This is a genomic window from Streptomyces sp. CBMA29 (assembly GCF_014596445.1).
In the GTDB taxonomy this organism is placed as follows: Bacteria; Actinomycetota; Actinomycetes; order Streptomycetales; family Streptomycetaceae; genus Actinacidiphila.
On sequence record NZ_MECL01000256.1, the window covers coordinates 1 to 11,457 of the forward strand.

Genomic DNA, 11,457 nt, shown 5'->3' on the forward strand with positions numbered 1-11,457 from the left:
CGCGTAGGCGGCGCGGGCCCGGCTCGCCGCGGCCTCCCCCGGCTCCCGCGCGTCCTCGAACTGCCGCGCGGCGCGCAGGAACAGCTCGCGGGACCGTACGGGCTCGCCGATCGCGGCCATCGCGGCGTTGTCGGTGATCTCCGCCCGCGCCACGGCGTCCACTTCCGCGCCGGTCCGTTCCACGGCGGCGGCCACGTCCGCCCACGCCTGGTGGGCCCGCGGGTGCCCGCCGGCGCTGAGCCGCCGCGCCTCGGCGACCATCTCCGGCAGGTCGGCGGCGCCGGATTCGGTTCCGGCAGATACGGCTCCGGCCGGTTCGGTGGCCGCGGGCGGCGCCTGTGACGGGCCTGCCTCGGTCAGCCGTACCGCGCGAATTCCCAGCGGCAGCCGGTCGACCAGCGGCTGCCGCGCCATCCGTTCCCGTACCGCCGCGGAGACGGCCTCGGTGCCGTTGCGCGCGTCGAAGCTGTGCGCCAACTCCAGGGCGCGGGTGCGGGCATGGGTGTGCAGGTCGGCGGCGGTCCAGTCGCGTCCCGCCGGTCCGGGCACCGGGCGGTCGGCGTGGCCGAGCGCGGTGAGCCGGGCGGTGAGCAGCGCGGTGACGGCGTGGTGGTCCATGAGGCTGTCGGGGTCGCCCGCGGTGCTGAAGTGCGCGGGGTGTGCGGCCAGGATCTCCAGGCCGCGCGCCTCGTTGCCGGTCAGCGCGCAGAATTCGATGTGCTGGGCGACGGCGGACCGCATGCTCTCCATCGACCGGACCATCCGGTAGCCGCGCAGGTGGTTGGCGCGGGCCAGGTCGGCGCTGCCGGTCCTGAGCAGCGGCAGCAGAGAGGAGGCCAGCACCCCGTGCGGCTCGTGCGCACACGTCAACTCGCCCGCAAGCACCGGCTGCCAGCTCTCCAGCGCCCGCTCGTCGTCGCCGAGGCGCACCTGCCAGCCGCCCTGGGCGTGCAGTTCGCAGGCGTGGCAGTCGCTCATCACGTCGCGGTCGGCGGCCAGCCACGCGGCGAAGGCGGCCTCGGCGCGCGGCAGGTCGCCGATGTGCCGGGCGATCCTGAACTGGCCCTGCCGTACGGCGCGTTCGGAGTATCCGGCGAGCCGGTAGCGGTGTTCCATCTCGGCCTGCCACTTCTCGATGGCGGCCAGCGGGATGTGCGGCTGGTCGAGCATGCCGCTGGAGACCCACTTGAAGTACCAGTGCAGGCTCTTGGCGCTGAACTCGTCGAAGTCGCCCGGCTGTTCGTCCCACATCCGCAGCGCCTTCGCGAAGGGCACGAATCTCTTGTCGGACTCGGAGCTGTAGTTGTACGCCGTGAGCAGGTTGAACAGCGCCTCGATGATCAGCGGCCGGTCACCGCTGCGGTCGGCCTCCTCGGCGATGCGCTCGGCGCGGGCGTTGCGGGCCGCGCCCTCCGGCTCCGCCGCGTTCTCCTGGATGGCCCGGCGCAGATCCGCCGCGGTCGTGGGCTCAACGGTCATCGTGGGCTCCCTGGGACGCCGCGCCGTGACCCGGTCGGACACGTCGCCTTCATCGGCCCTCCTCCTGCCCGGCCGGGTGGTCGGTGGCCCACTGGAGCAGGTCGAGGAAGGCCCGGTTGAGCAGCGCGGTGTCGGCGGGCCGCAACGGCCGCTGCGCCATCAACAGCGCCTGCCCGTAGAGCGCTTCGACGGAGCTGGCCACCAGGTCGCGGGCGCCGAGCGCGCCGATCCTGCGCACCAGCGGGTTGAGGTGGTTGAGGACCAGCCGGGCCCTGGGCGCGCTGCCGCGCAGCGAGCCGAGGATGCCCGCCCACAGGTCGTCGGCCTGCTCCTCTTCCTCCTCCCGGGCGCGCTCGTGCCGGGCCGACCGGTCGTCGAGGTGCAGCGCGGGGACGGTCAGCGGGTGGAACGTCCGCAGGACGACATCGCAGCCCAGCGGGTCGAGCGCGGCGCGGGCGACGGCGAGGAAACCCGACAGGGCCAGTTCCTCGGCCGGGTCGACGGTGTCGAGGTGGGCGGTGACGGTGTCGGCGTCCAACTCCGCGACCGGGGTGCCCGGCCGTACCCGCGGCAGCATCCCGACCAGGTCGGCGTCGTACGTGTAGCCGCCGTTGACCACGCCCATGCCCTGGGCCGCGGCGATGGCGGCGACCTGGCGGAATTCCTCGACGGTACGGGTGAAGTGCACGGTCGGGTGGCGACGGGCGAATTCGTCGAGCGACTGCTGCCCGTCGGTGGTCTCGAACGGCAGCCAGGGCAGCATCACCCGCAGCAGGTCGGGGTCGTGCCGGGCGAGCGTCTTCACGCCGAGGTGGTGCACGGACAGGAAATGTCCGAGGCGTTCCGGCTCGCCCGCGGCCAGCGTCGTCAGCCACTCCTTGATCCGCTCGCCCAGCGCGTCGCGGACGGCGGCGAGTGTCTCGTCGGCGTAGAGGTGTTCGCGGGACGCGGTCGGCCGCAGGCTGTCGGTGTCGATGACGCAGCGGACGAAGAAGGCCCAGTCCGGGAGGAGTTCGTCGGCGCGGTCGGTCAGCAGCATGCCCTTGAGGTGCACGCGGTGGCCCGCGCGCTGGGCCGGGCTGACGGCGGAGGGCAGGACGTACGCGATGCCGCGCACTCCGGCGACCGGCACGTCGAGATCGATGGCGTCCAGCGGCAGGAAGCCGAACTGCTCCTGGCAGTGCCTGGCCAACTCCACCCGGCGGGCCCCGGCACTGGCGTGGCGGCGCTCCCAGACCGGCGGCCGGTCGGTGACGGGCGTGTCGTCCACCCGGATGTCGTACGGCAGCAGCGAGCCGAAGTCGCGGGTGACGGCGGTGACCCGCTCGGGCGTGAACCAGTCGGCGGCGCCGGGCCGCGCGGTCAGGTGCACGGTGGTGCCGGGCTCGGTCCTGGCGTCGTCCGGCAGCGTGCGTACGGTGTACGAGCCGTCGTCGCGCGCGGACCACTCGACCGGCGGCGCGTCCGGGGTGCGGGCGGAGCGGCTGACCACGCGGATGGTGTCGGCGACGACGAAGCAGGCCAGCAGGCCGATGCCGAACTGGCCGAGGAATTCGGTGCGGGCGGAGGCGATGCCGCTCTCCAGCGCGTCCCGCTTGGAGCTGCGTCCGATGGTGGCCAGCAGATTGTGCACGTCGGCCTCGGTGAGGCCGATTCCGCTGTCCTCGACGCGCAGCGCGCCGGGTTCGGTGTGCAGAAGGACGCGGGCGGGCGCGTCCTGGTCCTCCGCGCGGCGGGCGGTGATCGCGTCCACGCCGTTCTGCAGAAGTTCCCGCAGATAGACCTTCGGGCTGGAGTAGAGGTGGTGGGAGAGGAGATCCACCAGGCCACGCAGATCGACCTGGAAGGTGTGCGGTGTCTGTTCTGCAGTCATCGTCGCTGCGCCGGTGGGGGTAGCTGCTTCGGCGCGGGTAGGGCGGCTCGGGTGGTCCGCGGGCGGGGTGAAGTCGGGCCATCGTAGGCGGCGCGGGGGCTCGTTGACCATGGGGCCATGGATGCCGCACTCGGGCGCGAGAGGGGCGCATTCGGCAAAAACGTTGAAAACGTAAGTTAACCGAAAAGATCCGCCCTTTACCGGCCGGTCATGGAACGTTCGTGATCACGCAACACATCTTAGGCATGGTAGACGTATGCCTCAGTCGACTCCTGCCCATCCCGGATCCCGTCAGCACCACTGGCGTCGCGAACTCGTCGAAGTGGCCGCGCTGTTCACGGCGATGGCCACCGCCGACCTGATCGCCGAGACGGTGGGGCACGGACCCGACGGCCGGGTGCTGCTGGTCATGTCGGCGGCGGCGCTCCTCGCGGTGGCGGGCTTCCACACCTGGTGGGCACGCGGGCGCGGCCACGCGCCACCGGCCGCCGCGCCGGAGACGGGCGAGGACGTACGCGCCGACGAGCGGGATGCCGAGCGCGCGGGCGGCCGTACCGACGGCGGGACGACGCTGTGGCGGCTGCGGACGACCGTACGCGACGCCCCCGGCAGCCTGGGCGCGGTGTGCACGGCGCTCGCGGGCCGCCGGGTCGACATCGTCACCCTTCAGACGCACCCGCTGGCCGACGGCACGGTGGACGAGTTCCTGCTGCGGGCCCCGGCGGCGCTGCCCGCGACGGCGCTCGCCCAGGCCGTCACCGCCGCGGGCGGCACCGACACATGGATGGAGCGGGCGGACGCCCACGACCTGGTGGACACCCCGACCCGCATGCTCGCCCTGGCCACCCGTACGGCGCTCGACGCGGCGGAACTGCCCCTCGCCCTGCGGCAGTTGTTCGGCCGCTGCACCATCCGCTCGACGCCCGCGCCCGCCGGCGCCCCCGCTCACGCCGAGGACGCGCTCGACGGCACCGTGATGCGGCTGCGCGACCCGTCAGGCGGCACGATCACCGTCCAGCGCGACCATCTCCCCTTCACGCCCACCGAGTTCGCCAGGGCGCGGGCCCTGCTGGAGCTCGACGCGCGGCTCGGCGCGCGCCTCGGGGCCAGGACGCCCGACGCCAAGGACGTCCTGACGCTCCCCGAGGGCAACGAGATCACGATCCGCCGCGCCGGGCCCGAGGACCGTGAAGCCGCCCTGGCGATGCACGAGCGCTGCTCCCCCGGCACCCTCGCCCGGCGCTACCACGGCCCCGTCGGCGACGCCGACCGCTACCTCGCCCACCTGCTCAGCCCCCGCTTCGGCCAGTCCCTCGCCGTCGAGACCGCCTCCGGCCGCCTGGTCGCCCTCGGCCACCTCCTCTGGGACGGCGACGAGAACGAGGTCGCCCTCCTCGTCGAGGACGGCTGGCAGCGGCGCGGCATCGGCGCGGCCGTGCTGCGCAGGCTCGTCGCCATGGCCGTAGAGGCCGGGCGTGACAGCGTTTACGCCGTCACGCAGTCGACCAACACCGGCATGGTCGCCGCCATGCGTGAGCTCGCGCTTCCGCTCGACTACCAGGTCGAGGACGGCACCCTCGTCATCACCGCCGCCCTGCCGTCTGTCGACGGCCCCTCCCCCCTCCCGCACACCACCCAGGACCGCACCTGAGCCCGCACCCCGGGGAGGCGCACCCCACGCCTCGGCCCAAGCCCCAAAGGGGGCGCGGGGAAGGCGCGCTGCCATTGCGCAGGGCCTGCTGTTCAGGGGCGCTGGGGGCACCTCCCAGCGGTAGCTGGGAGAGGAACCGCGCGCTCAACCCCCACCGGGCCTGCGGCCCGAAAACAACAGCAACTGCCCCGCTGGGGCCGGTTCTTCACCCGCGACACCGCGCTGGCTGAGCGCGCAGTTCCCCGCGCCCCTGAAAAGATCGGCCTACCGTCCAGCGTCAGCGCAGCCCGCGGGCCAGCGCACCTGAGAGCAAGGCCCCGCGTCAGGGCAGCCCGCGCGGCGTGCGGAGGCGGGGTCAGGCGTCGACGCGGCGTGGGGCCGTGGCGGCGAGGGCGAGCGTCAGGTCGGACCAGAGGTCGTCGACGTCTTCGAGGCCGACCGACATGCGGAGCAGCCGTTCGCTGACGCCGGAGCGGGAGCGATCGGCCTCGGGGACGATGCGGTGGCTGATGGAGGCGGGATGCTGGATGAGGGTGTCGACGCTGCCGAGGCTGACGGCGGGGGTGATGAGGCGGACGGCGCCGATGACGGCGTGCGGGTCGCCGAGGACTTCGAAGGCGATCATGGCACCGCCGATCCGCGGGTAGTGGACGGCGCCGACGCGGGGGTCGGCGGTGAGGCGCCGGGCCAGTTCCGCGGCGGTCGCGGAGGCCGCCCGCATCCGTACCGGAAGGGTGGAGAGCCCGCGCAGCAGGAGGTAGCCGGCGAGCGGGTGCAGGACGCCTCCGGTGGCGAACCGCACCTTGCGCAGGCGCCGCGCGAAGTCCTCGTCGCAGGCCACGGCGCCGCCGAGCACGTCGCCGTGGCCGCCCAGGTACTTGGTCGCGCTGTGCAGCACGATCCGGGCGCCGGATTCGGCGGGCCGCTGGAGTACGGGCGTGGCGAAGGTGTTGTCGACCAGTAGCGGCACGGTGCCGCAGGAGTGGGCGACGGCCCGCAGATCGACCTCCGCGAGCGTCGGGTTGGCGGGCGTCTCGACGATGACGAGACCGGTGTCGGGCCGCATCGCGTCCGCGATGCCCGCGGGGTCGGTCCAGGTCACCTCGGTGCCGAGCAGTCCGCCGGTCAGCAGGTGGTCGCTGCATCCGTACAGCGGCCGGACCGCGACGACATGGCGCAGCCCGTCGGCGGCGCGCGCCAGCAGGCAGGCGGTCAGCGCGGCCATCCCGCTGGCGAAGGCCACAGCGGCCTCGGTGCCCTCCAGCCGGGCCAGCGCGGTCTCGAAGCGGGCGGTGGTGGGATTGTCCAGCCGGGCGTAGACGGGCGGGCCTTCGAGTTGTTCACCGGTGGCGGCGAAGGCGTCGATCCGCCGGGCCTCGGCGCGGCTGTCGTACGACGGGTAGGTGGTGGACAGGTCGAGCGGCACGGCGTGCACGCCGAGGGCCGCGAGGTCTTCGCGCCCGGCGTGCACGGCCTCGGTGGCCAGGGTCAGGCGGGGCCGGGACGGTGTCGTTGCTGCTGTCGTCTCCATGGCCCCAGGCTGAACGCTCGCCGGGCGCCATGGGAAAAGGCCCGTGCTACGTTCGCCCGATGTCTGATTCCGTCGCGCTGGATCCGGTGGATCTGGAGATTCTCCGGCTGCTCCAGAACGATGCCCGGACCACGTACCGCGATCTCGCGGCGGCCGTCGGCGTGGCACCGTCGACCTGCCTCGACCGGGTGGCCCGGCTGCGGCGCGGCGGCGTGATCCTCGGGCACGAGCTGCGGCTGGACCCGGCCAAGCTGGGCCGCGGCCTGGAGGCGCTTCTTCTGGTGCAGGTACGGCCGCACCGCAGGGAGTTGATCACACCGTTCGTGGACCGCGTACGCGCGCTGCCGGAGTCCCGCGCCCTGTTCCACCTCACCGGGCCGGACGACTATCTGGTGCATGTCGCGGTGACCGGTGCCACCGACCTCCAGCGGCTGGTGATCGACGAGTTCACCTCACGGCGGGAGGTCGCGCGGGTGGAGACACGGCTGATCTTCCAGCAGTGGGCGTGCGGCCCGCTGCTGCCGCCCGCGCGATGACCCGGACGGTCCGAAACGTACGGGCCCGGCAGGGCTGTCGGCGGGGCGCGAGGTCCGGCGAACACGCCCCCAGCTGCGGCGTACGCGCCAGGCGTAAGGCACCACGCGCGCAATGGTGGTGACGCGGAGGCCGGTCTCGTACCAGGATGGCGCCATGTCCACTATCACCAGCAGCCCTCTGCCCCGCCAGGTCGCCGACACCTACGTCGACGATCTCCTCGCTCTCGACCCGGTCCTCGGCACCTATCTCGGCGCCCCCGGCAGCGCCCGCCGCCTGCCGGACTTCTCACCGGCCGGCGCCGACGCGCTGGCCGCGCTGGCCCGCGCCACGCTGGACCGGCTGACCGAGGCGGAGGCGCGGCCCGGTGGCGAGAGCGACGCCGAGCGCCGGTGCGCGCGGCTGCTGCGCGAGCGGCTGAGCGCGGAACTCGCCGTGCACGCGGCCGACGAGCACCTGCGCGCGGTGAGCAACCTCAGCTCCCCCGCGCACAGCGTCCGTGACGCGTTCACCCTCATGCCGACCGACTCCGCGGCGGACTGGGCCGACCTCGCCGCCCGGCTGCGCGCCGTCCCGGCCGCGCTCGACAGTTACCGCGCCGCGCTCACCGAGGGCCTGTCCCGCAAGCTGTACGCGGGCCCGCGCCAGGTCTCGACGGTCATCGGCCAGATCGGTGAGTGGATCGGCGACGACGGCGGGGAGAACTGGTTCGCCGGGCTCGTCGCCGAGGGGCCGCAGGAGCTGCGCGCCGAGCTGGACGCCGCCGCCGCCGAGACCACCGCCGCCTACGCGGCCCTGCGCGACTGGCTGCGCGACACGTACGCCCCCGCCGCCGAGGGCACGTCCGACACCGTGGGCCGCGAGCGCTACGCCCGCTGGTGCCGGCTGTGGAACGGTACGGACCTCGACCTGGACGAGGCGTACGCGTACGGCTGGTCCGAATACCACCGCATCCACGCCGAGATGGTCGCCGAGGCCGCGAAGATCCTGCCCGACACGTCCCCCTGGGAGGTGCTCGCCCACCTGGACCAGCACGGCACCGCCATCGAGGGTGTGGACGAGGTACGCGACTGGCTCCAGGGCCTGATGGACGAGGCGATCCAGGCGCTGGACGGTACGCACTTCGAGCTGGCCGACCGCGTCAAGCGCGTCGAGTCCCGGATCGCGCCCCCCGGCGGCGCGGCGGCCCCGTACTACACCGGTCCTTCCGAGGACTTCAGCCGTCCCGGCCGTACGTGGCTGCCGACGATGGGCAAAACCCGTTTCCCGGTCTTCGACCTGGTCTCCACCTGGTACCACGAGGGTGTGCCCGGCCACCACCTCCAGATCGCGCAGTGGGTGCACGTCGCCGAGAGCCTGTCCCGCTACCAGGCCACCGTCGGCATGGTCAGCGCCAACGCCGAGGGCTGGGCGCTGTACGCCGAGCGCCTCATGGACGAGCTGGGCTTCCTCACCGACCCCGAGCGGCGCCTGGGGTACCTGGACGCCCAGATGATGCGTGCCAACCGCGTCATCGTCGACATCGGCATGCACCTCGAACTGGACATCCCCGCCGACTCGCCCTTCCACCCGGGCGAGCGCTGGACGCCCGAGCTGGCCCGTGAGTTCTTCGGCCTCCACAGCGGCCGGCCCGCCGACTTCGTCGACAGCGAGCTGATCCGCTACCTCGGAATGCCCGGCCAGGCCATCGGTTACAAGCTCGGCGAGCGTGCCTGGCTCACCGGCCGCGAGACCGCTCGCGCGGCGCACGGAGACGCCTTCGACGCCAAGGCGTGGCACATGGCGGCCTTGTCACTCGGGTCGCTGGGACTCGACGACCTGGTGGCGGAGATCTCGGCGCTCTGACCTGCGGTCGGGGCCTTTCCCGGGTACGCGAGCCCCGTCTCGCCCCTGGGGGCCCGTGCCCCGAAGGGGCGCTGGGGGCACCTCCCAGCGCCCCCGAAAAAGCCCGGCGCGGCCCTCCGCACGGGGTCGCCGCGCGAGGCGGTTACGCTGCTGCCTTCCGGTTCGACGCCGGGACGACAGCTCGGAGAGGGCGGTACGGCTCGATGACGTTGCACGCTTCCCATGACGGTGGACGGCTGGTGCTGACACAGGGCCGGTTGACCCTGCGTGAGCAGCTTCCGCAGGACGCGGCGCTGTTGGCGGACGGCAAGCCCGCCGGGTTGGTGTGGGTCGACGGTGTGCCGGGGGACGGCACGGTGGGGGCGGCCTCGATGACGGTGGCCGCCGCCGCGGCGGGCGTCTACCGGCCCGGCTGGGGCGTCTTCGCGATACAGCGCAGTGACGACCTGGTGGCGCTGGGCGGCGCCGGGTTCCACGGGCCGCCGGACAGCGGCGCGGTGGAGATCGGGTACGACCTGTCGGAGTCGGGGCGGGGCGCGGGCTGGGCCACGGACGCGGCACGGGTGCTGTGCCAGTGGGCGCTCGCGCAGCCGGGTGTGCTGGTGGTGCTCGCCACCACGGAACCGGCGAACCGCCCGTCGCAGGCCGTTCTGGAACGCGTCGGCTTCGCGCGGGTCGCGGACCGCGGCGAGCTGTGGGCGTACGAGCTGACGTCGCTGCCGGACTGAACGGCCGAACAAGCCGAACAAGCCGAACAAACCGACGCCGAAGTCAGCAGCCGCAGTCGTCGGCGCCGACCGGCGCGGTCAGGGGGTCGGCCGCGCGCCGGGCGGGGCCGTCGGCCGTCTCGTACGCGAAGCCCTCGCGGATCCAGTACTCCATGCCGCCGAGCATCTCCTTGACCTGGTAGCCGAGGCCGGCCAGGGCGAGGGCGGCGCGGGTGGCGCCGTTGCAGCCGGGACCCCAGCAGTGGACGACGACCGGGACGTCGCGGTCGAGGAATTCGGCGGCGAGTTCGGGGATGCGCGCGGTCGGCAGGTGGACGGCGCCGGGGATGCGGCCCTGGTCCCAGGACTCGGTGGAGCGGGAGTCGACCACGACGAAGCCGGGGTCGCCGCCCGCGGCACGGGCCGCCTCCAGTGACGCGGCGACATCGGACACGTCGGTGTGGAAGGCCAGGGAGGCGGCGAAGTACGAGGCGGCGTCCGCGGGGGTTGCCGGTGGCACCCGCAGGACCGGGCCGACGGCGGTGGCAGGTGTGCTGAGCTGGGATGTCCGCTGTGTCATGGCGCAGAATCTACGGTCGCGCCCGGCGTGCCGGAAGTGCGCTTCCCCCGCAAATGCCTTGATCGGCCGGGCTTTCCCCTGCTATCCCTCGTGCATGACCGCTTATTCCCTCGACCCGACCGACTGGCGGCTGCTGGAGGCCCTGCAACGCGACGGCCGGGCCAGTTACGCGGAGTTGGCCCGTACCGTCTCGATGTCGCCGAGCGCCGTCACCGAGCGGGTCCGGCGCCTGGAAGAGGCCGGGGTGATCACCGGATACTCGGCGGTGATCGACCACGACCGGATCGGGCTGCCGATCCTCGCGATGGTCCGGCTGCGCTATCCGACCGGCAACTACCGGCCGTTCCACGACATGCTGGCGACCACGCCCGAGGTGCTCGAGGCGCACCATGTGACGGGGGACGACTGCTTCGTGCTGAAGGTCACGGCGCGGTCCATGCGGCATCTGGAGGAGACCACCGGGCGGATCGCCGGGCTCGGCGCGGTCACGACCAGCATCGTCTACTCCTCGCCGCTGGAGCGGCGCCCCCTCACGCTCTGACCGGCCCGCTCCCGGCGGCGGCCGGCGCCCCGGTCCGCATCCGTACGCTCGATCCGTCCCTGCCCTTGACGACCCGCAGTTGGGCCGGGATGCGGTGCCGCAGGTCGGCGACATGGCTGACGATGCCCACCGCGCGGTCGCGTTCCCGCAGGCCGTCGAGGACGTCGAGCACGTCGTCGAGGGTCTGGTCGTCGAGGCTGCCGAAGCCCTCGTCGATGAAGAGGGTGTCGAGGCGGGCGCCGCCCGCCTCGTCGGTCACGACATCGGCGAGGCCGAGCGCGAGGGCCAGCGACGCGAAGAAGGTCTCGCCGCCGGAGAGCGTCGCGGTGTCGCGTTCAGTGCCGGTCCAGGCGTCGACCACCATCAGGCCGAGGCCCGACTTGGCCCGGCCGCCGCCACGCGCGTCGGTGTGCACGAGGGTGTAGCGGCCCGACGACATGCGCTGGAGGCGTACGGCCGCGGCGGCGGCGACCTGTTCCAGCCGCGCGGCCAGCACGTACGTCTCCAGTTCCATCCGGTAGCGGTTCTCCGCGGTGGTGGCGGAGGCGAGGTCGGAGAGCCGGGCGATGGCGTCGAACTCGGCGCGGGCCGGGGCGAGTTCCCTGGTAAGGGCGGCGGCCTGCGCGGACAGCCGGTCGAGTTCGACGCGGCGGGTCGCGGCGGCGGACTCGGCGGCCGAAGCGGCGCGCAGCCGGTCGGTCGCGGCAGTGAGTACG

At 73.5% G+C, this 11,457-nt stretch carries 9 protein-coding genes and 1 pseudogene; 5 read left to right on the top strand and 5 right to left on the bottom strand.

Features of this window, described 5'->3' with window-relative positions; genetic code table 11:
* Together BGM09_RS34680 and BGM09_RS34685 are read right to left on the bottom strand one after the other, a co-directional pair.
* A pseudogene (locus tag BGM09_RS34680) lies at positions 1 to 1,479 on the bottom strand (tetratricopeptide repeat protein); the annotation flags it as partial.
* 49 nt (positions 1,480 to 1,528) lie between these two features.
* Positions 1,529 to 3,352, bottom strand: a complete 1,824-nt coding sequence (locus tag BGM09_RS34685; protein ID WP_188285726.1) for an HSP90 family protein — start codon at positions 3,350 to 3,352, stop codon at positions 1,529 to 1,531.
* A 256-nt stretch (positions 3,353 to 3,608) separates the two neighbouring features.
* On the opposite strand from BGM09_RS34685, the gene BGM09_RS34690 reads away from it, so the two are divergent.
* Positions 3,609 to 5,003 carry a GNAT family N-acetyltransferase gene (locus BGM09_RS34690; protein WP_188285727.1) on the top strand — a complete coding sequence of 465 codons (1,395 nt, stop codon included), beginning with the start codon at positions 3,609 to 3,611 and terminating at the stop codon, positions 5,001 to 5,003.
* Positions 5,004 to 5,358: 355 nt separating this feature from the next.
* Here BGM09_RS34690 and BGM09_RS34695 read toward each other — a convergent pair whose 3' ends face one another.
* Positions 5,359 to 6,534 (bottom strand): trans-sulfuration enzyme family protein, encoded by a 1,176-nt coding sequence (locus BGM09_RS34695; protein ID WP_188285728.1) that lies wholly within the window; start codon positions 6,532 to 6,534, stop codon positions 5,359 to 5,361.
* 59 nt (positions 6,535 to 6,593) lie between these two features.
* On the opposite strand from BGM09_RS34695, the gene BGM09_RS34700 reads away from it, so the two are divergent.
* The 3 genes from BGM09_RS34700 (at position 6,594) to BGM09_RS34710 (ending at position 9,641) form a co-directional block, all read left to right on the top strand.
* On the top strand, positions 6,594 to 7,070 hold the full coding sequence (locus BGM09_RS34700; RefSeq protein WP_188285729.1) for an Lrp/AsnC family transcriptional regulator: 477 nt from the start codon (positions 6,594 to 6,596) through the stop codon (positions 7,068 to 7,070).
* Between the two features lie 154 nt (positions 7,071 to 7,224).
* Complete coding sequence (locus BGM09_RS34705; RefSeq protein ID WP_188285730.1) at positions 7,225 to 8,913, top strand: DUF885 domain-containing protein; 1,689 nt, start codon at positions 7,225 to 7,227, stop codon at positions 8,911 to 8,913.
* Positions 8,914 to 9,116: 203 nt separating this feature from the next.
* The gene (locus BGM09_RS34710) at positions 9,117 to 9,641 is read left to right on the top strand and encodes a GNAT family N-acetyltransferase (protein WP_188285731.1); all 525 of its coding nucleotides are present in this window, start codon (positions 9,117 to 9,119) and stop codon (positions 9,639 to 9,641) included.
* A gap of 43 nt (positions 9,642 to 9,684) precedes the next feature.
* Here the strand turns inward: BGM09_RS34710 and BGM09_RS34715 are convergent, their stop codons facing one another.
* Positions 9,685 to 10,200 carry a rhodanese-like domain-containing protein gene (locus tag BGM09_RS34715; RefSeq protein ID WP_188285732.1) on the bottom strand — a complete coding sequence of 172 codons (516 nt, stop codon included), beginning with the start codon at positions 10,198 to 10,200 and terminating at the stop codon, positions 9,685 to 9,687.
* Positions 10,201 to 10,294: 94 nt separating this feature from the next.
* Here BGM09_RS34715 and BGM09_RS34720 point away from each other — a divergent pair, with 94 nt between their 5' ends.
* Complete coding sequence (locus BGM09_RS34720; protein ID WP_188285733.1) at positions 10,295 to 10,741, top strand: Lrp/AsnC family transcriptional regulator; 447 nt, start codon at positions 10,295 to 10,297, stop codon at positions 10,739 to 10,741.
* Here BGM09_RS34720 and BGM09_RS34725 read toward each other — a convergent pair.
* A partial coding sequence (locus tag BGM09_RS34725) for an SbcC/MukB-like Walker B domain-containing protein (RefSeq protein WP_317453012.1) occupies positions 10,731 to 11,457 on the bottom strand: 727 nt, incomplete at its 5' end. The genes BGM09_RS34720 and BGM09_RS34725 overlap by 11 nt on opposite strands.

Excerpts from the sequence above, each read along its gene's own strand:
- BGM09_RS34685 (WP_188285726.1), bottom strand. The coding sequence starts at position 3,352 with ATGACTGCAGAACAGACACCGCACACCTTCCAGGTCGATCTGCGTGGC.
- BGM09_RS34690 (WP_188285727.1), top strand. The coding sequence starts at position 3,609 with ATGCCTCAGTCGACTCCTGCCCATCCCGGATCCCGTCAGCACCACTGG.
- BGM09_RS34695 (WP_188285728.1), bottom strand. The coding sequence starts at position 6,534 with ATGGAGACGACAGCAGCAACGACACCGTCCCGGCCCCGCCTGACCCTG.
- BGM09_RS34700 (WP_188285729.1), top strand. The coding sequence starts at position 6,594 with ATGTCTGATTCCGTCGCGCTGGATCCGGTGGATCTGGAGATTCTCCGG.
- BGM09_RS34705 (WP_188285730.1), top strand. The coding sequence starts at position 7,225 with ATGTCCACTATCACCAGCAGCCCTCTGCCCCGCCAGGTCGCCGACACC.
- BGM09_RS34710 (WP_188285731.1), top strand. The coding sequence starts at position 9,117 with ATGACGTTGCACGCTTCCCATGACGGTGGACGGCTGGTGCTGACACAG.
- BGM09_RS34715 (WP_188285732.1), bottom strand. The coding sequence starts at position 10,200 with ATGACACAGCGGACATCCCAGCTCAGCACACCTGCCACCGCCGTCGGC.
- BGM09_RS34720 (WP_188285733.1), top strand. The coding sequence starts at position 10,295 with ATGACCGCTTATTCCCTCGACCCGACCGACTGGCGGCTGCTGGAGGCC.